We start from the raw sequence: 23057 nt of genomic DNA, 5'->3' as shown, positions 1-23057 counted from the left end.
TGGCTACTTTTTGCCGTACACGGCCCTTGCAAGGTCAACCGCAAACGGCCCAGCCATACCCGTAGGCGTGGTATTGGTAAGCGCCACAAAGGATATGCCGTTGGCGCGATCCATGAAAAAATGGCTTCCGTATGCGCCGCTCCAGCTCCAGGTGTTCTGGCCCGCGGGGTATTCCGCCTTTTCAGGGTGCAGCAGCACTGCGCCGCCAAAACCAAATCCCCAGCCCGGTGCAACAACTTCGTTGGTTTTACCTGCGGTTACACTCAGCCTTTGCGACAATATGGGGCAGACCTGATCGGCAGTCATGGCCTTCGCGGTATCCGGTTTGAGGATGGAGCCGCCGTTTTCGCGCACGGCCTCGAGAAATTTCAGGTAGTCTGCCGCTGTTCCAACCATCCCTGCCCCGGCGGAGGGAAAGGCCTGTTCGTCCAGCGCCCTCCCCGGCTGAAAGCGCGTGGCGGAAACAGCATTGGGTACAATTTCAGTTTCCGCCATGCGATGGGCCTTGCCATTGGCCCACACATAGGGTGCGGCAAGCAGATCAGGATCATCTGCCATAAAGCCCGTGTGCGTCATGCCCAGCGGCCCGGTTACAAGCTCCTGCACCACGTTGGGCAGCTTGTCCCCGCCAGCCCGCGATACGATTTGGCCAAGCACATCAATGGCAAGGGAGTATTTCCAGTCTGTACCCGGCTCATAATAAAGCGGCACCGTGGCAAGCCGCCAGATGTTTTCTTCCAGCGTGATGGGCGGGTCATCCAGTCCATCGGAAACTTCGGCCAGCGCCATGGGGCCATCGGGCGGCTCCGAAAATCCATAAGAAAGCCCGGCAGTGTGCGTGAGCAGGTGCCGCACGGTAATGACCGGATCCGCCTTGCCCGCGAGCGCAGGGGTAAAGGAGGGGATCCAGCGGGTAACGGGATCGTCCAGAGCGATCATGCCCTTATCCGCCAGGGCAAGGGCTGCGGCGCTCGCAATGGGTTTGCTCATGGAGGCCAGCCGAAAGCGCGTATCCGGACTCATGGAGGTGCCTTTTTCCGCATCGGCCATGCCGACAGCCCGCGCATAGACCACCTGCCCTTGACGGGCAACCATGACCACAGCCCCCACTATGCGCCCCTCGGCCACAGCCTTGTTCAACACGGCATCAAGCCGCTGGGCCAAAGCCGCATCGGCTGGCTTTTCGGCGCTGGCGGCGCTGCCGTCAGCCGGAACCAAGGCGCAAAGGGCAACAATCAGCAGGGCAACAAACCGGGACGCCAGTTTGCCCGCGAGCAACCCCATTATTTTTTTCTGTTTCTGCACGCATCCTCCCCGCAGGCAAAACTGCCCTGCCCTATTTCTGCTGATAGAGCCATTTTTGGGCACATATGTAAATACCGGGCACGCTTTTCACAAGCATTGGGCGCTTAACAAAGAAAAAGCATTCCGCTAGGATTAAAACCAAGCAGGAGGACACCATGAATCCACTCTTTTCTCCCATCAAACTCAAAGGGCTGACACTGCCCAACCGGATAGTCGTCCCCCCCATGGATCAATACTCGGCAGACGAGGGCCGCCCCGTGCAATGGCATGCCATGCACTACGGCACTCTTGCCGTTTCCGGCGCCGGGCTGCTCATCGTGGAAGCTACGGCAGTGGAAGCGCCAGGGCGCATATCCCCGCAGGATCTCGGCCTGTGGAATGAGGAACAGGAAGCCGCCCACAAGGCCATGCTTGATTCCATCCGCTCCTATTCTTCCACGCCCATCGGCATCCAGCTTGGGCATGCCGGACGCAAGGGCGCTACCGGGCGTCCGTGGGAAGGCGGCAAGCCGCTCATGCCCGCTGATGGCGGGTGGGAAATATGCGCCCCCTCCGCCCTGCCCTATGCGCCGGGCCATCAAAAACCGACAGAACTCACGGCGGCAGACATTGCCCGCCTTACAGAATCCTTTGTTACTGCGGCAAAGCGCGCTGTGCGCGCCGGGTATGACGCCATTGAACTGCACGCGGCCCACGGCTACCTGATGCACGAATTCCTGTCGCCGCTCAGCAATGCCCGCACCGATGCCTACGGCGGCAGCCTCGAAAACAGGATGCGCTTTCCGCTGGAAGTGCTGGCAGCAGTGCGCGCCGTTGTTCCTGGCAACTATCCGGTGGGTGTGCGCGTTTCAGGTACCGACTTTGCCGAGGGCGGCTGGAATGTGGAAGAATGCGTTGTCTTTGCCAGGGCAGTTGAAAAAGCAGGTGGCGCATACATACACGTTTCCGGCGGCGGGCTTTCGCCCGACCAGAAGATTACCCTTGCGCCCGGCTATCAGGTGGCGCTGGCTGCGGCGGTCAAGGCCGCAGTGAGCGAGCTTCCTGTTATTGCCGTGGGCCTCATCACAGAGCCGGAACTGGCCTCAAGCATCGTGGTCACAGGGCAGGCCGACATGGTGGCCATTGGCCGCGCCATGCTGTACGACCCGCGCTGGCCCTGGCATGCCGCTGCCGTTCTTGGGCAGACCATTGCCGGGCCGTCGCCCTACCTGCGCAGCAAGCCGCATAACGTAAAGGATCTTTTTGTGTAAGGCTGATTCCACAGCCACACGCTTAAATGCAGAAGGCCCCGCTATTCTTATTTGATGCGGGGCCTTCTGCATTGACCAGCCAGATCAATGCCGCGTGGGGATTGCTCCCGGCGCAGGATCTCGGAACATATCCGACTAGGGAGCGTCCACCTTGTGGGCCTGTGCTTGCGGCTGGGCCTGGAGTTCTGCTCCGGCATTGGCCTCGGTGCTGTTTACGGTCTGGTTTTCCAGCGGGGCCGCCCCGCTGCGCAACTGCCAGCGCGTGATGGTCTTGGTGCTGAACATCCGCAGCGGTATATAAAAAAGAATGAACCAGAAGACCATGCTCGGCTGATTGCCAAAGAGCGGCAAAGAAAAAGGCAGCTCCGGGCTGATTGTGCCAAAGCGCAACTGCATCCAGGCAAGCATGATGGGAACAGGCCACAGCGAAGCCACAAACAGGGCGTTGCTAAGCGAAAAATAATAGCCAAAAGCCTCATGCCCCTGGCGGTTCACGGCCTTGAAGGCTTCCTTGCCGGAGTTCTGCAAGGCAGATTCGCTCAGTTCATGGTAGTGCCGCATGTCATCCTGCAATTTTTTCAGGCGCTTGCGGTGCATGCGCTGGGCCATGCGCAGGGTGGCAATGCCTATGAGGCCCGCCACCAGCGCAAGAACTGCTGTTCCCAAAAAGTAGGCCGCCTCGGGCTGCGGCACCATGCGGTACGGCAGCACAAAAAAAGGATCAAGCCAGACCAGAAGTTGTTCCATATCTCAGAGGCTCCGTATTTCGCGCCGGGGCGATTCTACGCCCTTGCGCACGGGCAGATTACCATTCTGTCGTAAAAAGGAAACACTGCATCCCCGCGGGCAGGCCAGGGGGATGCAGTGTTTTTCATGTTTTCAGCATGTTCCGGACATAGCCGGAAATACTAGCCGAACATCTTGATGTTGAAGAAGCCGCGCAGGATGTAGTCGGTACCAACGTACAGGGCCAGCACGATGAACAGGCGCTTCAACCAGATATCGGAGAAGAAACGCGAGGTGTAGGGGCCAACGATGGAACCAACAGCAATACCGGCCAGTTCAAGACCAACCAGATTCCAGTCCACCAGCGCGCCGTGCAGCATGAGGGTGGTGATGCCGGTGATCATGCTGAGCAGCACGGCCAGAGCGGAGGTACCGGCAGCCAGGTACATGGGGAGCTGGGTCACGCTGGTGATGAAAGGCACCAGCAGGAAGCCGCCGCCCACGCCCAGGAAGGCCGCGATGCTGGCGATAACCACGCCGCCGCAGAAGGGCAGCAGGGGATTGAAAGAGAATTCCACGCCGCAGAAGGTGAACTGGCAGGTGGTGAAGGTGAACTTGATGAGCTTCACGCCCGTGGGGGCAGCAACGCCTTCGCCCTTGGCCTTGGCGGCAGCTTCAAAAGCCTTGGCGGCTTCCTTGGCTTTGGCCTTGGAACGCTGACCGGCGGGGGAGGTTTCCCACATCAGGTACAGGCCCAGCAACAGCACGAAAAGACCAAAATAGCCCTGGTAGGACGAGAAGTTCAGCTTGCCGGCAGTCAGCGAAACAGCACTGAAAGCGCCCACGATGGAGCCGAGGCCAAGGGCGAAGCCCAGGGGCAGCACAAGGCGCTTCATGCGGTAGTAGCTGAACGTGCTGATAACAGCGGAAAGACCGGCGAGCATCTGGTTGGAGGCGCGCACGGAGTCGGTGACGGACTTGTTAAGGGGCGTCTTGCCAAAAGATTTGGCATACGCGCCAAGACCATGCACGGTCATGTGGCCCACGCCAGCCATAACGCCGCCAAAAGCGCCCACGGTGGAGAAAATCCAGCCCACCCACAGGGCCCAGCCAAAGGCCAGAATCATGTTGACCTTGGGGCCGCCGGGGATGCCGAGATAGCCGGGTTCAGCCTGCATATTGATGGTATTGGGGGCCGTTTCCACCTGTTTGGCGATGGCATTGGCAAGCACACTGCCGTCAGCGGCAAGGGCGACACTGGCGGTCAACACCAGAAGTGAAGCCACCACGCCGAAAAGTACCCACTTGTTTCTCATTCCAACTCCTCCCGATCAACGTCGCTCAAGCGAACGGATAATAATGCCTGAAAGCAGCCCGTTGAGGCGGCTTCCTAAAAAAACACATGCACCCACGAAAGCAGCGTCTGCGGGAACACGCCCCACAACACCACACCTGTCAGACAGCACAGAAGTACAGCCCTCACGCCCGCACCGCCCGAAGCTGCCTGTATGGGTGCGGGGTGATTTGCCGGGGCCTCCTGCATGTACATGCGTCGTGCCACTCCAAGATAATACCAGGCGGAAATGGTGCTGCTGATCACAGCCACAAGCACCGTTACCGTATACCCTGCCGAAAAGGCTTCTTTAAAGAGCATGAATTTGCCCATAAAGCCCGCAGTCGGCGGAATGCCCGTCAGGGAAAAAAGAAAAACCAGCATGGCTGCAGCAAGGGCCGGATGTCGTGCGGCAAGGCCCGAGTAATCATCCAGGTCTTCACCCGCATCAGCCAGAGGATTATTTCCCTGTTTTTTCCCGTACACGGCAAGGTAGCCCATGATGGCAAAGGCCCCCATGTTCATGCACAGGTAAATGGTCAAATACGCCGCCGTGGCGCGCAGACCGTCGGCTGTGCACGCGGCAAGCCCCAAGAGGGCATAGCCCGCGTGGGCTATGGCCGAGTACGCCAACATGCGTTTAAGGCTTGTCTGCATTACGGCAGCGATATTGCCCAGAAGCATTGTCAATGTGGCCATCAAGGCCAACGCCCCGCTCCACTGAGCGCCCAGTTGCGGCAAGGCCATGACCAGTACGCGCGCAAGCACGGCGAAACTGGCCGTTTTGGCCGCCACAGACATAAAGGCGGTCACGGTTGTGGGCGCGCCTTCATACACATCAGGCACCCACACGTGGAAGGGCGCGGCAGCTACCTTGAACCCCATGCCTGCCAGCATGAGCGCCAAAGCAACTACCAGGGCGGGCAAGGTCTGCCCGGTTGCGGCAACAGGCAGTGCCGCAGCGATCTGCGCAAGCTCGGTATGCCCGGTAAGCCCGTACAACAGGGACATGCCAAAAAGCAAAAGAGCCGAAGCGAAACTGCCCATCAAAAAATATTTGATGGCCGATTCGCTGCTGCGCGGATCGCCAGTGCGCAGGGCCGCCATCGCGTAAATGGGCAGGGCCATGAGCTCAAGCCCCAGATAGAGCACAATGAGATCACCAGCCGAGGCCATTACGCACATGCCCAGTGTTGAACATACTGCAAGGCAGTAATATTCGCCCTGACGCATTTGGGCATGTGAAAAAAAACTTTCGCTCATTAACGCCGTAAAAGCAAGTGCTACTACGCAAATGGCTTTAAAGAGCGCTCCAAAACCGTCAGCGCGGAACATTCCGTCAAAAGAAACACTCCCGCCGCCTGCAGAAACTGCTACAATTGCTGTAAAAGCTGTTATTGCACCAACGACAGTCAGCCATTGCAGAAAAGCCCGCGCTCTTGGAAAAAACATGTCGGCGCACAGCAGGCCAATGGCCGTGACCAAGAGCGTCAGTTCCGGCAGCAGGGCCGGAAGTTCTTTCAGCAATGGCAGGGCCGAAAGAGGCGCTACGGATATGGCTGTCATGATAGCTCCTATGGTGTTGCCCTTGTGCCGCAAGGCACGTTGACCGCCAGATGTATGGGCAAAGCGCTGGCCTGTGGCGGGGGCGCAAACATTTATTCCTGTGAGCGGGCCGGAACTCTTTCTAGTTTGCGGCAAAAAACGCAAAGGCCTGCTGGGTATCTGCCACCAGATGTTCCACCGTTACGTGCATGTATTCCAGCAGCACGTTGGGGAAGATGCCGATGCCCAGTATAAGCAGGCTCATGGTCAGCAAAATGGCTATCTCGCGCCCATCAAGCTTTTCCCCAACCAGACCGCGCACGGTTTCTGACACCTGACGGAAAAACACGCGCTGATACAGCCAGAGCATGTACCACGCGCCCAGTATCAGGCCGGAAGACGCCACCACCGCGGCCCAGGGCGCGCGTTCAAAACCGCCGAGCAGAATCAGGAATTCACCCACAAAACCGTTGGTGCCGGGCAAACCCACCGCCGCGAGGGTAAAGACCATAAAAAAGCCTGCCAGCACGGGCATGACCGAGGCCAGCCCGCCGTAGACCTTGATCTCGCGCGTATGGGTGCGGTCATAGAGCATGCCCACGCCCAGAAAAAGCGCACCCGTCACTATGCCGTGGTTGATCATCTGCAAAATGGAACCTTCCACGCCCTTTTGGGTCAGCGCAAAAAGCCCCAGAGTCACAAAGCCCATGTGGCTGACGGAACTGTAGGCGATCAGCCGCTTTACGTCCGTCTGCGCGAGGCAGACCAGCGCGCCATACACAATGGCGATGACGGAAAGCACCAGCATGGGCTTGAGCAGCACCCATGCGGCATAGGGAAACAGCGGCAGCGAGAAGCGCAAAAAGCCGTATGCCCCCATTTTGATCAGCACGCCAGCCAGAATGACCGAGGCCGCCGTGGGCGCTTCGGTATGCGCGTCTGGCAGCCACGTGTGCACGGGCCACATGGGCACCTTGACCGCAAAGGCGGCAAAAAAGGCCCAAAACAGCAGCAGTTGCAGCCGGGGATCAAAGTCGTTGCGCGCCAGCGCCATGATGTCGAAGGTATGCCCGCCCTTGAGGTACAGCAGGATGATGCCCAACAGCATCAGCAAACTGCCCAGCAGGGTGTACAGAAAGAACTTCACCGTGGCGTAAATGCGGCGAGGCCCGCCCCACACGCCGATGAGCAGGAACATGGGAATGAGCATGGCTTCCCAGAAAATGTAAAACAGCATGAGGTCGGTGGCGCAAAACACGCCCACCATGGCGCTTTCAAGTAGCAGCAGGCTGATGAAAAACTCCTTGGCCTTGACCTTGATACTTTTGTACGACACCGCCACGCCCATCAGGGTTATGAGGGCCGTCAGCGGCAGAAACAGCACGCTTATGCCGTCCACGCCCAGAGCGTAATTGATGTTCAGGCTCTCAATCCACGCGCAATTTTCCACCAGTTGCATCTGCCACAGGCTTTTATCAAAGCGGCCCAGGGCCACAAAGCTCAGGCACAGCTCAAGCAGGCATACGGCAAGCGCGCCCAGCTTGATGGTTTCTTCGTTGCGGCGCGCAACAGCCAGCAGGGAAAGCCCACCCGCCAGAGGCACAAAGATGAGCAAGGAAAGAACAGGAACAGACATGCGATCTCCCCGCTGTTGTTAGGAAAAAAAGCCCAGTTGCAATACCAGCAAGAGCGCTGCCGCGCCCCCGGCCAGCCATGTCAGATAGTGCGCCACCTGCCCGTCCTGAAGCCTGCGCAGGCTTGTGGACAATCTGCCGATGGCGCGTGGCACGCCGTTGACCACGCCTTCAATACCGCGCGTGTCCACCACGCCCAGCAGCAGGTTATCCGCCAGCCACAGCGTGGGCCGCACAAGACAGGCCACATAGATTTCGTCCACCCAGTACTTGCGCGAAAACAGTCGGTACAGGCCGGGAAAAGCGCCCGCCACCTTGCCCGGCAGTTCCGGGCTGCGGCAATACATGAGCCAGGCCAGGCCGATGCCCGCAAAGCCAGCAGCTACGGAAACAGCCATCAGCCCAAGCTCCACCGCGCCCGAAACATGCACGTGCGGGTGCCCCGTCACCGGCGCGAGAAACTCCGCCCAGTGGTTGGAGCCGCCCAGAACATGCGGAATGCCCAGCCAACCAGAGGCCACGGCCCCCACGGCCAGCACCAGCAAGGGAACAGTGACCACGCGCGGCGATTCGTGCAGATGCTCACGTTGGTGTTCCGTCCCCCTGAACTGCCCCGTGAACACGCTGAAATACAGGCGGAAGGAGTAAAAAGCCGTCATAAAGGCCACCAGCACGCCCACGCCCCAGGCCAGATAGCCCGTGAACGTGCCCGCGTTGTAGGCCATGAGCAGAATTTCATCCTTGCTGAAAAAGCCAGCCAGCCCCGGCACTCCGGCGATGGAGAGCGAGGCCAGCAAAAAGGTGGCGCTGGTAATGGGCATGTACCTGCCAAGCCCGCCCATGGAGCGCATGTCCTGCTCGTGGTGCATGCCCAGAATCACCGAACCGCAGCCAAGGAAGAGCAAGGCCTTGAAAAAGGCATGCGTAAACAGATGGAACACGCCAGCGCCGTAGGCTCCCACGCCGCAGGCAATGAACATGTAGGCCAGTTGGCTGATGGTCGAATAGGCCACCACCCTCTTGATGTCGGTCTGCGTGAGCGCGATGGTGGCGGCAAAGAGCGTTGTGACCGCGCCTACTACCGTAATGACCGCCAGCGCCGTGGGCGACAGGGCAAACAGGGCATTGCAACGCGCCAGCATAAACACGCCCGCCGTCACCATGGTAGCCGCGTGGATAAGCGCGCTCACCGGGGTGGGGCCTTCCATGGCGTCAGGCAGCCACACATGCAAAGGAAGCTGGGCCGACTTGCCCACCGCGCCGCAGAACAGCAGCAGGCAGACAAGCGTTGGCGCGCTGACCGTATAACCGCACAGGGTAAAGGTCATGCCCTCAAGCCTTCCAGCCTGGGGCAACACGTCCGCATAATGCAGGCTGCCAAAAATGGTGAAGATGCAGAGCAGCCCGAGCAGGAAGCCAAAGTCGCCAAACCTGTTGACGATAAAGGCCTTTTTGCCCGCGTCCGAAGCGGAATCCTTTTCATAATAAAAGCCGATGAGCAGGTAGGACGAAAGCCCCACAGCCTCCCAGCCAAAAAAGAGCTGTAAAAAGTTGTTGCCCATGACCAGCATGAGCATGGAAAAGGAAAACAGGCCAAGATAGGCGAAAAAGCGGTAATAGCCTTTTTCACCCCGCATGTAGCCCACGGAATAAATGTGAACCAGGGTGCTGACGCTGGTAACCACCACCAGCATGACAGCCGTGAGCTGATCCACCAGAAAGCCAAAGGTCACGCGCAGGTTGCCGGAGGCTATCCAGGTATGCACATCGGCATTGACGATATTTCCAGCCAGCACATCCCGCAGGGCAAGCAAGGCGCAGACAAGTGAGACGCCAATGGCCGCAATGGGCAGCCAGTGGGCGCGCTCGCCCCATTGGCGGCCGCAGATCAGGGTGAGCACAAAGGCCAGCAACGGACACAGAGGAATAAGCAGCAAATATATTGGCATGTTTACCCCCGCATCGTTGTTATGTCTTCGTTGCGCACGCTTTTGTGGCTACGGAACAGACAGATGACAATGCCAAGCCCCACTGCGGCCTCGCAGGCGGCAACGGTGATGATAAAGATGGTAAAAGCCTGCCCGCGCAGCGCGTCCATGAAATAGCTCATGGCCACCAGATTGAGGTTGACGCCGTTGAGCATCAGTTCAAGCGAGAGCAGCATCACAATGATGTTGCGGCGCGTCAGAAACCCGGCCACGCCTATGCAAAAAAGCACCGCTGCCAGCGCCATATACCAGGAAAGGGGAATCACGCCGCGCCTCCTTGGTCTTTGTTGCCGCTCGCGCAGGGGCGGGCCTTGTTTTCGGCCTGCGCAGTGGCGGGTGTGCACATGGGCTGCCTGCGCGCAAGGGTCAGGGCAGCTACCAGAGCCACCAGCAGCAACACGCCCGCAATTTCCAGCGAAAGAAAATGGTTGGTGAACAGCTCGCGGCTCAAGGCCTTGGTGTGCGTGACCTCGCGCAGGGCTTCAAGGGGCCATTGGCCCTTGCCGCCCGGCACAAAGCCAGCCACGCCCCAGAGCATGCCGCCGCACAGGGCAGCGGCCAGCGCGTAACCCACAATGGGTTTTGGGGTCAGGGCCGGCAGCCGCAACTCGCGTTGCAGATTCACCAGAAAGAGCACAAAAAGGTACATGACCAAAATGGCCCCGGCATAGACGATGATCTGTATGGCTGCCAGAAATTCGGCCTGCAAGGTCAGGTAGACCGCCGCCATGTGGAAGAACAGCAGCAGCACCAGCAGCACGCAATGAATGGGATTGCGCAGGCTGATAGCCAGCACGCCGCACACGGTTATGACAAAGGCGCAGTATAGAAAGAATATTTCACCAAACACCGTTCCACCTCCGCAGTGGACTTGCGCTCTGTTCCGGGATGCCTCGGCAAGGAGGCCTGTCATCCACGTTCTCCGCCAGTTCTGCCGTGCATGCCTTTTCCGCTACGGGCAGGGAGGCCTGCAACGCACGGGCATTGCCGCAGCTCAACACAGATTTCTGGCCGGTCATTGCGCAGCACCGTCCTGATTCGTCTGACCGTGGCCGGGCGCGCTTGGGGTCGGCTCCGCACATTGCGTGCGAACCTGCGCAGCAAGGTGATTCTTGCCCACCCACTGCTCCGCTCCGCTCCATTCCGCATCCACCGCAACCCGCTTGGCATGCGCCAGCGCACCTTCGGGCATGTTGCGTGGGCGGCACAGGGGGTTCACATAGCCTTGCATATCGCCCTTCTGCGCTGCAAAGTCGTCCCAGTTGTCCAGCAGTGCCTGCTTGTCAAACTTGAAGGCCGAACGCCCGTTGGCCGCGTAGGCATAGACTTCTGTCAGCACTATGGCGTTCACCGGGCAGACCTCTGCGCAGTAGCCGCAAAAAATGCAGCGCAGGGCGTCGATGTTGTAGGCATCCACCACGCGGCTGTTATCTGCGGCGCGGCTCCAGCGGATGCGTATGCAGTGCGAGGGGCATACCCGCGCGCAGCGCATACAGGCAACGCAGCGGCTCTCGCCAGTTGCGGCATCGCGCACCAGAGCGTGCCGCCCGCGAAAACCCGCGGCGACCACTGGTTTTTCTTCCGGATACTGCCGCGTTATGGGGCGGTTGAACATGCGCCGCAAGGTCAGGGCCATGCCCTGGGCTATTTCTGTCTGCAACAGGGTTTGCAGCCAGTTGCGGGGCGCTTTGTACTGAATCTGCATGTCTGCTCTCCTCATCAAGAGGCTAGGGCCTTGCCCAGGGCGGTAATCACAATATTGAAGAGCGCCAGGGGGATAAGCACCTTCCAGCCAAGGGCCATGAGCTGGTCGTAGCGGTAACGCGGCAGCGTGGCCCGCACCCAGAAAAAGAAAAACATGACGCCATACACCTTGAGCACCAGCCAGAACGGCGGGAAAAAGCCCACCTCAACCGGGCCGCGCCAGCCGCCCAGAAAGCAGACCACGCCCACCGTGGCCATCACAAACATGGATGTGTATTCGGCCATGAAAAACAGGGCGTAACGCATGCCGCTGTATTCCGTGCAGTATCCAGAAACAAGCTCGCTTTCCGCCTCGGGCAGATCAAAGGGCACGCGGTTGGTTTCCGCCAGCATGGCAACGCAAAAGATAAAAAAGCCAATGCACTGGCGGAAGGCGAACATGCCAAAAAACGAATCACCCTGCGCGGCCACGATGTCGCCCAGATTGAGCGAACCGGAGAGCAGCATCACGCCCACAAGGCTGAGGCCCATGGCGATTTCATAACTGATCACCTGTGCCGAGGCCCGCAGCCCGCCAAGAAAGCTGAACTTGGAGTTTGAGGCCCAGCCCGCCAGCACGACCCCGTAGCCGCCAAGGGAGCTCATGGCGAACACAAAAAGCAGGCCGATATTGATGTTGGACAAGGCCCAGCCCTCGGCCCACGGCAGTATTGCCAGCGAGGCAAAGGCGGGCACCAGACAGATGATGGGAGCAAGCATGAAGATGGGCTTGTCTGCCGCGGATGGGATGATGTCTTCCTTGAAAAAGCTCTTGATGCCGTCCGCGATGGGTTGCAGCAGGCCGAGCCAGCCCACGCGGGTGGGGCCCATGCGCATCTGCATATGGCCGATGACCTTGCGCTCAAAGTATGTGGCATAGGCCACATGCAGCAGCACGACCACCAGAAGCACAACAAGTTGCAGCACAATTACCAGAACATTCATGGTTTCCCTGCCAGATTGGTTGTAGCCGTAAACCCGGTTTGCCCTGCGCAGCCTACAGGCCTTGCAGTCTGCTCCCAGGTTTACCGGTCAGATTCTCCCAGCACCACGTCCATGCTGCCGATATTGGCGATAAGGTCGGCAATAAGCCCGCCCGGGGCAATGCTTGCCAGCGCGCCGATATGGATAAACGACGGGCCGCGCACATGCATGCGGTAAGGCCTGCTGCTGCCGTCGCTCACAAAGTAGAAGCCAAGCTCGCCCTTGGGAGCCTCCGTGGCTACGTACACATCGCCGGGCATGTAGATATTGTTGTCGTGCATGACCTGCCGCAGGCTGCCGCCAAAAAGCGCTGTTTCAGCCTCGCTACGCCACGCCCTGTAGGGCATGAGCAGGTCGGGGGCGTCTGCCGCGAGGGTCGCGCCGGGGGGGAGCTGATCCACGCACTGTTGCAGAATGCGCACAGACTGGCGCATTTCTTCCATGCGGCAGCGGTAGCGGGCGTAAATATCGCCATCGCTGCCCAGCGGCACTTCAAAATCCACCAGGTCATAGGCATCGTAGGGTTCGTGCTTGCGCACATCGTAATCCACGCCCGAGCCGCGCAGGCAGGCCCCGGTGAGGCCCAGGGCCAGGGCTTCCTTGCCGTTCAGCACGCCAACGCCCACCGTGCGCTGCAACCAGATACGGTTGGTATCAAGCAGGGTTTCGTACTCAAGTATGCGCTTGGGGAAGATATTGAGAAAATCCTGCAAGCCGTCCATGAAGCGCCCTGTCACGTCCTGCCGCACACCGCCAATGCGCGGATACGTCAGGGTGAGGCGCGCGCCGCAGAGGTCTTCAAAAAGATCCAGCAGCATTTCGCGCTCGCGGAAGCAGTACAGAAAGACGGTCATGGCCCCGATATCCAGCGCGTGGGTGGCAAGCCAGAGCAGATGCGAACACAGGCGCGACATCTCGCAGGCGATGGTGCGGATGTAACGCGCCCGCAGCGGAACCTGCACGCCCAGCAGCTTTTCCACCGCAAGGCAGTAACCAGTGTTGTTGGACATGGCGGCGATGTAGTCCAGCCGGTCGGTGAGGGTGAGGGCCTGCGCGTAGGTGAAGGTTTCGGCCATTTTTTCAAAGCCGCGGTGCAGATACCCCACCTGCGGGTCGCAGCTCAAAATGGTTTCACCCTCAAGCTCAAGGTCGAGGCGCAACACGCCGTGCGTGGCGGGATGCTGCGGCCCGAGGCGCAGGCTGGTGCGATCCTCGTCGCTTTCGTCAAAGCAGTCAAAGTCGTCAGCGTCTTCTGGCAGTTCCCTGCCCAGCAGTTCCTGCATGTTCTGACGCCCCACAGGCTGACCGTGACGCACAGGGCATTCAATGCTCTGCTTGCGGATTTCACTCATGCTTTTCTCCCCCCTGCCAGCTCAGGGCGTCCGCCGCCCTGGCGTGTTCGCGCAGTTCGGTCAGACCAGACCACTCAGGCACGCCACGCGAGGGGATGCGCACAGGATAGGCCTTGCGCAGGGGGTGCCCCTGCCAGTCATCCGGCAGCAGAATGCGGCGCAGGTCAGGGTGCCCCTTGAAGTGTATGCCCATGAGGTCAAAGACTTCGCGCTCAAGCCAGTTGGCCACAGGCCACAAGGGCACTGCGGAATCAATGCCCGCATCGGGATCGTCCAGTTGGACGCGCAGACGCAGGGCAATGCGCTGATTCACGGAATACAGGTTGTAGACGACCTCAAACGCGCCAAGGCCCTCCTGCTTGCGGCGGCTGTTGTCCACCCCGCAGAGCGAGCGCAGGTGCATCATGTCAAAATGCTCCCTGGCGTAGACCAGCACATCAAGGATGCGACCGTGACGCAGCAGCACTGCCGCCTGCCCGCGAAACTCCTGTATGTCGAGCACTTCCTGCGGAAAAGCCTCACGCAGCAGACGCGCTATCTCCAGGGACTCCATCGAAATTGCTCCTTGTTAATTTTCTCCTGCAACTTGATAAAGCCGTCAAAAAGCGCTTCCGGCCTGGGAGGGCAACCCGGCACATAGACGTCTACCGGGATAATCTGATCCACGCCCTGCGCTACGGCATACGACTGAAAAAGCCCGCCGCTGCAAGCGCAACTGCCCATGGCGAGCACGTAGCGCGGCTCGGGCATCTGGTCATAAACCCTGCGCAACACCGGGGCCATTTTTTTGCTCAGGGTTCCGGCCACCACCATGCAGTCTGCCTGCCGGGGGCTGGCGCGAAAGATGATGCCAAAGCGGTCAAGATCGTGCGTTGACGCGCCTGTGGCCATCATTTCAATGGCGCAGCAGGCAAGGCCAAAGGTCACCGGCCAGATGGAGCCGCAACGGCCCCAGTTGACCAGAGCGTTGAGCGGCCCGAGCACGGCGTTGGCGCCGGGGAAAAACCGCAGGCCGTCCTTGTGCACCACAAGAGGCTGGCCATCGCGCGCAACGGTATGAGTTTCTACTTCACCCATTCAAAGGCCCCCTTTTTCCAGGCATAGGCGTAGGCCAGCACCAGCAGGGTCATGAAGGTCAGCATTTCCGCCAGCCCAAGGCTGCCCAGACGCACAAACTCCACTGCCCAGGTGTAGAGGAAGATGGCTTCCACATCGATGATGACAAAAAGAATGGCAACGTAATAAAATTTGATGGAAAAACGCGTGCGCGGCTCGGCGGTTGGCTCGTTGCCGGATTCATAGGGCATGAGCTTTTCACGGTAGGGCCGACGCATGCGGAAAAACCGCCCGAAAAACAACGTAAGAACGCCAAAAAGCAGCGCAATAATGAGCAGCAGCAGTATGGCAAGATACTCTTCTCCGGCAACCGTAGGCACCATAAAAAGCCACCTTGTTGAATGTCTTCGTCATATTCCGGGCAGGCAGGGCCGAACAATCGCGCGGCCCTGCCCCGCCGTCGGCGTCTCCTGCCAGAGCCGCCGCCAATCAACCTGAACATTCTGCCGCAGGCCCTGTAAGGCACCGCAGAGAACAAAACACGTTCTAGCGGACAACAGGCCTGTTGCGCTGCATCTGCTCGGCAAATTCCTGCCGCTTTTCCTGACTGGCCGCATCCGGCGTGGAGAATTGCAGGCAGCTCATGGCGCAGGTGGTTACACAGGCAGGCTTGAGGCCCTGATCAATGCGGTCGCGGCACAGGTCGCACTTATCCACCTTGCCGGTCTGGGCGTTCCACTGGGGCGCGGCCCAGGGGCAGGCGGTGATGCAGGCCTTGCAGCCCACGCAGGCCGAGGTTTCCACATAGACAATGCCATCGTCCCTGCGGCGCATGGCCCCTGTAGGGCAGGCCTTGACGCACCAGGGATTTTCACAGTGAAAGCACGAGGTGTACACAAAACCCAGGGCGGGCTTGGGTTCGGTCTGCTCCACGGAAAGAACGCGGCAGAAAAAAGCCCCCGGCCCGCCGTTGTGCAGGCTGCGGCACTGAACCTCGCAGGCCTTGCAGCCTATGCAATCCGCCGAATTGTGCATGACAATATATTTGCTCATAACCATCCTCCCACGCGGCTCGGTGGGTTGTTCCCGTAAATTTCCTTGCAGTATCAGGCCATGCCTTTGACAATATCCGAGGCAGAGTCCGCCTAGGCAGCGCCGGAACCGGCCACCTTCTCCAGCGTGACAAAATGCTCCTGCATGGACAGACCGCCGCCGCCCATATCCTGCAAATCCAGGCCGCCGCGCAGGCACTTGCTGTCAGAAATGCCCTTGTGGAAGGCCCGGCTTTCGCAAGGCAGGTCGTGACCGAAGCCATGCACCACAAAGATGGCCTCAGGATGGATGGCAGAGGTGATCTTGACCCCGGCCTCGCCCATGGATTTGCCTGCGGCATCCCGCACGCGCACCCGGTCGCCGGGGTTGATGCCCGCAGCATTGGCCTTCTTGCTGTTGATCCACACGGTATTCTCAGGAACCTGCTCAAGCAGCAGCGGATTATTGATGGTATGGCCCTGGGTGTGCACGGCCACCCGTCCAAAGGTAATGCGGTAGGCCCCCTCCGGCGGCGCAACGGGCGGCGTGTAGGGGGGCAGCATGTTTTGGCCGCAGCCCTTGCCGTAACCCTCGCTGGTCAGTTCCACCTTGCCCGAGGCAGTGGGGAAGGAATAATCTGCCAGATCCACGTACAGGGGATCGCTGGTGAGCGAGACAAAGCCTTTTTCGGTAAAGTCCGCGCTGGTGAGGCCTGTTCCTTCAAGCTGAAAACGCCATACATCCTTCGCGCTTTCAAAAACCAGCGGATCAAGCCCGAGACGCTTTGCCAGACCGCTGATGATTTCCCAGTCGGCCTTGGTGTCGTAGCGCGGCGGGATGACGCGGTTGCGCACAAAGAACTGCGGTTTGAGGCCGTTCTTTGTGGCAATGATGCTCTCGCGTGAAAGGTAGGTGGAAAGCGGCAGCACCACGTCTGAATACCATGCAGTGTCTGACCAGGAGAACGTGACGCTCACAAGCAGGTCAAGGCCGTCAAAGCGTTTGCGCAGCGCATCGGGATCGGGATAGCCCTGCAACGGATCGTGCCGCCAGCACATATAAGCCTTGACCGGAGCGGCCCCCTGCGGAGGATTGCTGATGGCTTCAAAAGCCTTGTGCAGCAGGCCCTTGCCTGGGTCGAAAGCCTTGTTGTCAACGCCAAGGCCATCGGCGCGCAACCCCTTGGGCGCGGGGAAGATATCCGTAAACTTCTTGAGTCCGGCCTTGCCGCATTCCTTGGGGGTGCGTCCCGGCACTATGCCGCCCTTGACGCCCACGCCGCCCAGCAGGGCCGTAATGACCAGAGCCGTGCGCGCAACCTGAAAAGAATCCCCATAACGCGAGGTCATCCAGCCGGGATGCCAGATCACATGAGGGGCCGCAGCGGCAAGCGATTGCGCAAGGCGCACAATGGCCTGCGCATCGACCTGACACTGCTCAGCCGCCCATTCCGCCGTGTAGGGGGCAACAAATTCGGCCAGTTCGGCAAAACCCGTGGTGTGAGCGTCCACATAATCCTTGTTGTAGAGCTTGCGGGTAATAAGCGTGTTGATGATGCCCAGATTAAAGGCATAGTCCGTACCGGGGCGGACAAGCAGAAAATCATTGGCCTTGGAGGCCGAAACATTGTGGCGGATATCAATGACCGTGAGCTTGCAGCCTTTGCGCAAGGCCTGCATGACGGTTCGGGCCTCGCCAAGGTTGATGGCTTCAAAAATGTTGCGCGTTTGCAGTACAATGTGCTTGCAGTTGGCAAAGTCGTTCACGGCCATGCCGCGGCCGAGGCCCATGACAGCCTTGCTGGCGTGGTGGGTGTTGAGGTCGCACGAGGTGCTGTGCGTACAGACGTTGGGCGAACCGATGCCGCGCATAAAGGCGCGGTACAGGTCGGTAAAGGGGCCATCGCGGTCAGACCACAGCACTGCTTCCTTGCCGTGTTGCTGCTGGACTGCGGCGATTTTTTGCGCAACATAGTCAAAGGCTTCTTCCCACGAAACCTTTTTCCACTTGCCCTCGCCCCGCTCGCCCACACGAATAAGCGGGCTCTGCGGGCACTCCGACTCGCGCTCAAGGGCTTTGCCAGCCACGCCGCGCGCGCACAAGGCACCCTTGAGGGGACTGTGCGGGTTGCCGTAAATCATACCCACGGAACCATCTTTTACTTCTACAGAAATTGGACACCTTGCGGTGCACATTCCGCATACACTCTGAACCAACTGCATACTGCCCATAGTGCTTCTCTCGTGCGAGTAAGTGATATTGTCATCTGCCGTGTCACGTCGGGCCAACCCCAAAATCAGCCTGGAGTGAAAAAAAGGCTCTTCAGATGTGCCGCTGCAAACGTTTCCAAGCCACCGTAACTGTACCAATCTTGTCTGGTAATTTAATTAGGAAGCATTGTCGCTAGCATAGTTTTTTTTTAATTTCCAGCCAGGTTCCTGTTTTCACACACTTTCTTTAAACCCTAATTTAATTGTAGTTTTTATAACTTGAGTGCATACTCAATTTTTTTTATTTATAATTTCAGTATATTGGAAATCACATTTTTTATACGAGAGTGATAAGATATTAATTTCACATTAATGCAGAGCTACCAATCAAATTGAGAACTGACGCAAAAAGAAATTTTGAACAATCCAATCAGTTAGTTGCAAAAACGGCGCGTTTTATCCCTTTACTCCTAAAATTTTGAAGTGTTATATTATTGTAGTGAAAATCAACGCAAATGCCTGCCAAAGGATCCACCAGCATGCCTGCGGAACGGATACCTATAGCAAACCTGAAGCCGGGAATGTATGTGCTCAATCCGGGCATTTCCTGGATCAATGCCCCGCTGCTTTACATGCGCGAGGGTCTTGTGGCCGATCAGGCAGAAATTGACGGGATCATCCAGCAGGGCTTTACCGAAGTAATTCACGATCCGGAGCGCGCCGTTCCCACGTATGAACCGGGCGGCGCGCTGCGGCGCGTGTTTTCACGCCACATTGCCCAGGCGCAAAGAGCGCACGCTGCCGCCTACGCCCATGTAAAAGCCGCCATGACTTCCGGCGTGTGCGACAGCGCCGACATTGCAGGGGCGGAACCCTGCGTTAAGTCCATCATCCTTGCCCTCAAGCGTAATGCCAACGCCATGCTGACCCTTGCCAACCTGAAAGGACGTGACGAATACACATACAGGCACAGCGTCAACGTGGCCATTTTCGCCGTAGCCTTTGCCCGGCATCTGGGCCTCACGGATCAGCAGCAGCAACTAGCCGGTATGGCCGGGCTGTTTCATGATTACGGCAAGGCTCTGGTGCCGAGAGAAATCCTCAACGCGCCGCGCACACTTTCCCCTCCTGAATTTGCCGTCATGCGGTCGCACGTGCTGCTCGGCTATGACGCCTTGCGCAAGATACCCAATATCGCACCAGAAATTCTGGAGGGCACAGCCCAGCATCACGAAATGCACGATGGCCTGGGGTATCCTTACGGCCTCAAAGGCTCAGCCATCGGCCTTTTTGGGCGTATCATCTCTATCTGCGATGTGTATGACGCGCTTTCATCCAGGCGCGTATATAAAGAGGCCCTTTGCCCCAGCCATGCGCTGGCAATCATGTACAAAATGAACGGAACGGCATGGCCGCTCGGTTTTGCGGATTCTTTCATAAGAATGGTGGGGGTCTTCCCGCTAGGAACGGCGGTTAAGCTTTCAGACGGGCGCATGGGCCTCATAAGTAGCTGCGATCCCGATTTTCCAACCCGGCCAACGGTGATCATTGTCAGAAAATCCAGAGGGGTAGCCTATATGGAAGACAGGCTTGACCTGTCGGCGGAAAGCAAGATTTGCGTGAGCCGCGCGCTTTCATTCAATGAGACGGAAGACTGGGATATTCCACGCCTTTTGGGCATAACGGAGTGAGCGGAATGAGAGCGGACGGAAGCAGCCAGCTTGCAGGCTGAGCAGGCAGGAAATGGGGAAAAAGAAGAATGGGGAGAAGAAGGAGGCGGAGAAAGAAAAGAACAGAATCAAACTGTGCGCTTGAGCGCGGTGATTTCTTCAATCTGGCTTGGTGCAAGCTCTTGCAGGGCAAATTCCGGCCTTGCCAGATAAAAGCCCTGCGCAAGATCAAAACCCAGAGCAACCACGCTGGCAAGTTCCTCGCGGGTTTCCACTCCCTCCGCCACGGTGAGAATGCCCTTTGAACGGCAATATACAAGAATATTTGAAAGAAATTCCCTCTTGGATGCGGGGGCCTTGTGGATGGCGCGGATAAAAAAACTGTCGATTTTGAGAATTTCGGGCGAAATATTCAAAAGCCGCAGCGCATTTGAATGGGCGCAGCCAAAATCGTCAATGGCGATAAAGGCCGCCAGCTCCGTGCGCAGCTCGCGCACCTTTTGGGCAAGGCCCTCCTCGCTGCTGGCGGTTTCTATGATTTCAAACACCATGTTGCGGCATATGTCTTCGTAGCGCGGGTGCATGGTGCGCAGCTCCCGAGCATCCAGATACTGGGCGGAAATGGCGTTGAAAAATATCTTTCTGGCGCCGAGCGAAGGGAAGTTTTTGCCCATCCAGTCAAAAATCATCCTGAACGTCAGATACTCCAGCTGGGGCAGTTTTGACTGCGCCTCTGCCAGTTGCAGCACATCAAGCGGCGAGGCAAAATGCGGCGTTGTGGAGCGCATGAGCGCCTCATAGCCGTAAATGGCGCCATCTTTCAGGCTCACGATGGGCTGAAAGGCAAAGCGGATCAACTGGCCTTCAAGCAATTCGTCCAGGCGTTCCTGCCGACTCAGGATATTGGCCTTGGCCCGGTAAACTTCAGGATTGAACCGCATGAGCGTGCCGCGATTGAAGTTCTGCACTTCAAACATGGCGTGGCTGGCGTAATTCATGAGCACATCGCCGGTCATGGCATCGCTGGGATACACGGCCACCCCGAGCGAGGCGCGTATACGCACTATCTCGTTGGGCAGTTCAATGGTGGTGTTCAGCAGGGTCTTGCGGTTATCCTGCGCAAAGCGCAAGGCGCTTTCTTCATTATCAAAACCGTGGGCAAACACTGCAAATTCGCTGCCTGCCGTGCGAACCAGCAACACTGCGTCATTTTCGCACATCTGCAAGGCTTCGACCACCTTGCTTATGTACAGATCGCCCCCATCGTATCCATGCGACTCATTTACGTACTTGAGATTATCCAGACCGCACGAAAGCAGCACGCCAAATTTGCCGGGCTGCATCTGCAAGGCTTCGCGCACGCCGCGAACAAAGGCCCGGCGGTTCATGAGGCCGGTTTCCACATCGTGATTCTGGTCGTGCTCGACCTGCTTTTTGCAGGTCTGCGCCTGATTGATAAGAAAGGTCAGTCCGTCAGAGAGGTCACCCATATCGTCAACCGCAGGCATGGGGTACCCCGCGCTGAATATGAGCAGTTGCCGCGCCAGACGCTTGAGCTTGGCGTGCAGGCTTTCAAGGTGCGTGGAAAAGTGACGGCAGGATTTGGGCGGGCGGACAGACAGATCCCCCTCTGCCAGTGCTGCTGCGTAGGCAGAAAGATCAGCGCAGGCCCGCGTGAGCTCGCACAGTTTCTCTGCTGTGGGCTGCTGCCCGCAGCCTTCAAATTCAGCCAGCGCAGCGTCGAATTGCCCGCGCAGCAAATTATCAAGGCCGGTTTCAATATCCATGTGCGCGCCTCAAGTGTGAGCCTCAAGAAAAGTTGAAAAAAACAGATGCGGCATCAGGCCCACGCACGGGCTATGCATCAAGCTCAGCAAAACCGGTTTCCTGTATTCTGACCATACTTTCAAGCACAGCCGCGCTCACGGCATCAAGATCACACCCCTCGGGCAGGTGTTCGCCCGCCTTGCTCCTCAGTATGAGCGCATCGTGGCTGCAATGCGCCAGGGCGTTGGCCGCAGCAAGCAGGCGCGCCTCCATTTTGTACGTTGTGGCAAGCTCGGGCGAGTGGTGCAGGTTTATGGGTTCGGTAAGCACCAGAGGCAGCTTCCACTGGTGCATCACTGCCGCCCCAATAAGCCCGTGGTCCATGCCAAGCTGCGCGGTTTCAGCCTCGGAACTGCCGCAATTTTCGGCCTGTTCCATTTCTGCCGTCTTTTCCCAGAGGTCTGGGCGTGCGGCAGCAAAAAAAATCTTGCCCACATCGTGCAGCAAGCCAGCTATATATGCCTCGTCCGGCACCATAACCAGGCGCTCGCCAGCGCAGGCAGAGGCTCCGCATACGCCGTTATCTCCGCCAAGCACATCCGCCAGGGTTCGGGCAATGGTTGCCACAAAAAGCAGGTGTTTCCAGAATGCAGCAGTATCAAAACTCTTGGGAAGCTGGGCCTCGCGTATAAACGACGACATGCCCACCATGAGCACAAGCAGGCGCACTTCGCGCAGGCCCATGATGCTGATGGCTCTTTGCAGGGTAGAAACCTTGAATTCAAGCCCATATGCAGCCGAATTGGCCACTGTGAGCACACGTGTTGCGAGCCGTGGGCTTTTTTCAATCAGTGCAACGACCGAGCGCACCGAGGCATTGGAGCCTTCCTGGGTAACCGCAAACAGCAGGGGAAGCAGCTTGGGTTCAAACGGAAGCGTCGGCGGATTTTGCAAAAGCTTTTGCAAAAACAGCCTGGACTCTTTTTGAGATTGCATGGCAAAATCCTGAGCTAGGGTTTGCACTGCCCCTGCGCACGGTAACACAACTTGCCCAGGCAGATGCCTGAACTCAAAGCCTCTCATATACGAAAACCCGGAACAAAGACAATAGCCTGTAATCTTTAATAACTAATACCAAATGAACCTTAAAATCGGCGCAGCTTAATATAAAAGTAGATATTTATTTATTGGCAACAAGAAGGTATCAATACGAGACCACACTCCTTAATGCCATATCCTGCAATAATCAGACAAAAGAACTGAATAAAAATAAGAGCCTTGATGCAAAATAAAAGGCAAACCCCACAACACACATAAAACGATTATATGAATACTGTTGTGCAAGAATAAACAATTACAATTACGCACCAATATATACAAGCACAACTTCAACGCTGCACATGTACCAGCAAAGCAAGTCCCCAATGCGCACTTAGCAAAAGGGGGGGCGAAAAAACACATC

At 58.1% G+C, this 23057-nt stretch carries 20 protein-coding genes; 2 read left to right on the top strand and 18 right to left on the bottom strand.

Translation table 11 applies throughout. The features are described 5' to 3' along the window. Positions 1-3: 3 nt before the first annotated feature. On the bottom strand, positions 4-1305 hold the full coding sequence (locus tag ACUZ9Q_RS04525; protein ID WP_323390782.1) for a serine hydrolase domain-containing protein: 1302 nt from the start codon (positions 1303-1305) through the stop codon (positions 4-6). A 155-nt stretch (positions 1306-1460) separates the two neighbouring features. Between ACUZ9Q_RS04525 and ACUZ9Q_RS04520 the strand changes: the two genes are divergently transcribed. Beyond that, positions 1461-2555 carry an NADH:flavin oxidoreductase/NADH oxidase gene (locus ACUZ9Q_RS04520; RefSeq protein ID WP_297146553.1) on the top strand — a complete coding sequence of 365 codons (1095 nt, stop codon included), beginning with the start codon at positions 1461-1463 and terminating at the stop codon, positions 2553-2555. A 135-nt stretch (positions 2556-2690) separates the two neighbouring features. On the opposite strand, the gene ACUZ9Q_RS04515 is transcribed toward ACUZ9Q_RS04520, so the two are convergent. The 15 genes from ACUZ9Q_RS04515 to ACUZ9Q_RS04445 form a co-directional block, all read right to left on the bottom strand. Beyond that, the gene (locus ACUZ9Q_RS04515; RefSeq protein WP_449247414.1) at positions 2691-3302 is read right to left on the bottom strand and encodes a hypothetical protein; all 612 of its coding nucleotides are present in this window, start codon (positions 3300-3302) and stop codon (positions 2691-2693) included. Positions 3303-3463: 161 nt separating this feature from the next. Further along, on the bottom strand, positions 3464-4597 hold the full coding sequence (locus ACUZ9Q_RS04510) for a sulfite exporter TauE/SafE family protein (protein WP_192111331.1): 1134 nt from the start codon (positions 4595-4597) through the stop codon (positions 3464-3466). Positions 4598-4671: 74 nt separating this feature from the next. Further along, positions 4672-6180: an NADH-quinone oxidoreductase subunit N gene (locus ACUZ9Q_RS04505; RefSeq protein WP_449247413.1), complete on the bottom strand. Its 1509-nt coding sequence runs from the start codon at positions 6178-6180 to the stop codon at positions 4672-4674. A gap of 121 nt (positions 6181-6301) precedes the next feature. After that, positions 6302-7795, bottom strand: a complete 1494-nt coding sequence (locus tag ACUZ9Q_RS04500; protein WP_215647053.1) for an NADH-quinone oxidoreductase subunit M — start codon at positions 7793-7795, stop codon at positions 6302-6304. Positions 7796-7813: 18 nt separating this feature from the next. Beyond that, complete coding sequence (nuoL, locus tag ACUZ9Q_RS04495; protein WP_449247412.1) at positions 7814-9742, bottom strand: NADH-quinone oxidoreductase subunit L; 1929 nt, start codon at positions 9740-9742, stop codon at positions 7814-7816. A gap of 2 nt (positions 9743-9744) precedes the next feature. Then, positions 9745-10047 (bottom strand): NADH-quinone oxidoreductase subunit NuoK, encoded by a 303-nt coding sequence (gene nuoK, locus ACUZ9Q_RS04490; RefSeq protein ID WP_022658373.1) that lies wholly within the window; start codon positions 10045-10047, stop codon positions 9745-9747. After that, positions 10044-10631 carry an NADH-quinone oxidoreductase subunit J family protein gene (locus ACUZ9Q_RS04485; protein ID WP_449247411.1) on the bottom strand — a complete coding sequence of 196 codons (588 nt, stop codon included), beginning with the start codon at positions 10629-10631 and terminating at the stop codon, positions 10044-10046. The genes nuoK and ACUZ9Q_RS04485 overlap by 4 nt, the downstream gene beginning before the upstream one ends. 165 nt (positions 10632-10796) lie before the next feature. Continuing rightward, complete coding sequence (gene nuoI, locus ACUZ9Q_RS04480; protein ID WP_215647055.1) at positions 10797-11486, bottom strand: NADH-quinone oxidoreductase subunit NuoI; 690 nt, start codon at positions 11484-11486, stop codon at positions 10797-10799. 14 nt (positions 11487-11500) lie between these two features. Next, complete coding sequence (nuoH, locus tag ACUZ9Q_RS04475) at positions 11501-12469, bottom strand: NADH-quinone oxidoreductase subunit NuoH (RefSeq protein ID WP_308585223.1); 969 nt, start codon at positions 12467-12469, stop codon at positions 11501-11503. A gap of 80 nt (positions 12470-12549) precedes the next feature. Then, entirely contained in the window at positions 12550-13860 is a 1311-nt protein-coding gene (gene nuoD / locus ACUZ9Q_RS04470) for an NADH dehydrogenase (quinone) subunit D (RefSeq protein WP_449247410.1), read from the bottom strand. Then, entirely contained in the window at positions 13853-14413 is a 561-nt protein-coding gene (locus ACUZ9Q_RS04465; protein WP_192111323.1) for an NADH-quinone oxidoreductase subunit C, read from the bottom strand. Before ACUZ9Q_RS04465 ends, nuoD begins: the two co-directional genes overlap by 8 nt. Continuing rightward, positions 14395-14937: an NADH-quinone oxidoreductase subunit B gene (locus tag ACUZ9Q_RS04460; RefSeq protein WP_449247409.1), complete on the bottom strand. Its 543-nt coding sequence runs from the start codon at positions 14935-14937 to the stop codon at positions 14395-14397. Before ACUZ9Q_RS04460 ends, ACUZ9Q_RS04465 begins: the two co-directional genes overlap by 19 nt. Beyond that, positions 14925-15299, bottom strand: coding sequence for an NADH-quinone oxidoreductase subunit A (locus tag ACUZ9Q_RS04455; RefSeq protein WP_192111321.1), 375 nt, complete (start codon positions 15297-15299; stop codon positions 14925-14927). The genes ACUZ9Q_RS04460 and ACUZ9Q_RS04455 overlap by 13 nt, the downstream gene beginning before the upstream one ends. 163 nt (positions 15300-15462) lie before the next feature. Continuing rightward, a complete protein-coding gene (locus tag ACUZ9Q_RS04450) occupies positions 15463-15969 on the bottom strand; it encodes a 4Fe-4S dicluster domain-containing protein (protein WP_192111320.1) in 507 nt (168 codons plus the stop codon). 92 nt (positions 15970-16061) lie between these two features. Continuing rightward, the gene (locus ACUZ9Q_RS04445; RefSeq protein ID WP_449247408.1) at positions 16062-18179 is read right to left on the bottom strand and encodes a molybdopterin-dependent oxidoreductase; all 2118 of its coding nucleotides are present in this window, start codon (positions 18177-18179) and stop codon (positions 16062-16064) included. Positions 18180-18697: 518 nt separating this feature from the next. On the opposite strand from ACUZ9Q_RS04445, the gene ACUZ9Q_RS04440 reads away from it, so the two are divergent. Next, positions 18698-19849 (top strand): HD-GYP domain-containing protein, encoded by a 1152-nt coding sequence (locus tag ACUZ9Q_RS04440; protein ID WP_449247407.1) that lies wholly within the window; start codon positions 18698-18700, stop codon positions 19847-19849. 107 nt (positions 19850-19956) lie between these two features. On the opposite strand, the gene ACUZ9Q_RS04435 is transcribed toward ACUZ9Q_RS04440, so the two are convergent. Both ACUZ9Q_RS04435 and ACUZ9Q_RS04430 read right to left on the bottom strand, forming a co-directional pair. Then, a complete protein-coding gene (locus ACUZ9Q_RS04435) occupies positions 19957-21615 on the bottom strand; it encodes an EAL domain-containing protein (RefSeq protein ID WP_449247406.1) in 1659 nt (552 codons plus the stop codon). A gap of 70 nt (positions 21616-21685) precedes the next feature. Next, on the bottom strand, positions 21686-22591 hold the full coding sequence (locus tag ACUZ9Q_RS04430; RefSeq protein ID WP_192111316.1) for an HDOD domain-containing protein: 906 nt from the start codon (positions 22589-22591) through the stop codon (positions 21686-21688). Between the last annotated feature and the right edge of the window lie 466 nt (positions 22592-23057).

This window comes from Desulfovibrio desulfopostgatei, from assembly GCF_053570645.1.
Note: the sequence above shows the minus strand (reverse complement) of the source record. Positions and strands in the feature narration are given on the sequence as shown.

Bases quoted from the DNA above. Each gene is read 5' to 3' on its own strand.
- ACUZ9Q_RS04520 (WP_297146553.1), top strand. From the start codon at position 1,461: ATGAATCCACTCTTTTCTCCCATCAAACTCAAAGGGCTGACACTGCCC.
- ACUZ9Q_RS04515 (WP_449247414.1), bottom strand. From the start codon at position 3,302: ATGGAACAACTTCTGGTCTGGCTTGATCCTTTTTTTGTGCTGCCGTAC.
- ACUZ9Q_RS04510 (WP_192111331.1), bottom strand. From the start codon at position 4,597: ATGAGAAACAAGTGGGTACTTTTCGGCGTGGTGGCTTCACTTCTGGTG.
- ACUZ9Q_RS04505 (WP_449247413.1), bottom strand. From the start codon at position 6,180: ATGACAGCCATATCCGTAGCGCCTCTTTCGGCCCTGCCATTGCTGAAA.
- ACUZ9Q_RS04500 (WP_215647053.1), bottom strand. From the start codon at position 7,795: ATGTCTGTTCCTGTTCTTTCCTTGCTCATCTTTGTGCCTCTGGCGGGT.
- nuoL (WP_449247412.1), bottom strand. From the start codon at position 9,742: ATGCCAATATATTTGCTGCTTATTCCTCTGTGTCCGTTGCTGGCCTTT.
- nuoI (WP_215647055.1), bottom strand. From the start codon at position 11,486: ATGCAGATTCAGTACAAAGCGCCCCGCAACTGGCTGCAAACCCTGTTG.
- nuoH (WP_308585223.1), bottom strand. From the start codon at position 12,469: ATGAATGTTCTGGTAATTGTGCTGCAACTTGTTGTGCTTCTGGTGGTC.
- nuoD (WP_449247410.1), bottom strand. From the start codon at position 13,860: ATGAGTGAAATCCGCAAGCAGAGCATTGAATGCCCTGTGCGTCACGGT.
- ACUZ9Q_RS04465 (WP_192111323.1), bottom strand. From the start codon at position 14,413: ATGGAGTCCCTGGAGATAGCGCGTCTGCTGCGTGAGGCTTTTCCGCAG.
- ACUZ9Q_RS04460 (WP_449247409.1), bottom strand. From the start codon at position 14,937: ATGGGTGAAGTAGAAACTCATACCGTTGCGCGCGATGGCCAGCCTCTT.
- ACUZ9Q_RS04455 (WP_192111321.1), bottom strand. From the start codon at position 15,299: ATGGTGCCTACGGTTGCCGGAGAAGAGTATCTTGCCATACTGCTGCTG.
- ACUZ9Q_RS04450 (WP_192111320.1), bottom strand. From the start codon at position 15,969: ATGAGCAAATATATTGTCATGCACAATTCGGCGGATTGCATAGGCTGC.
- ACUZ9Q_RS04445 (WP_449247408.1), bottom strand. From the start codon at position 18,179: ATGGGCAGTATGCAGTTGGTTCAGAGTGTATGCGGAATGTGCACCGCA.
- ACUZ9Q_RS04440 (WP_449247407.1), top strand. From the start codon at position 18,698: ATGCCTGCGGAACGGATACCTATAGCAAACCTGAAGCCGGGAATGTAT.
- ACUZ9Q_RS04435 (WP_449247406.1), bottom strand. From the start codon at position 21,615: ATGGATATTGAAACCGGCCTTGATAATTTGCTGCGCGGGCAATTCGAC.
- ACUZ9Q_RS04430 (WP_192111316.1), bottom strand. From the start codon at position 22,591: ATGCAATCTCAAAAAGAGTCCAGGCTGTTTTTGCAAAAGCTTTTGCAA.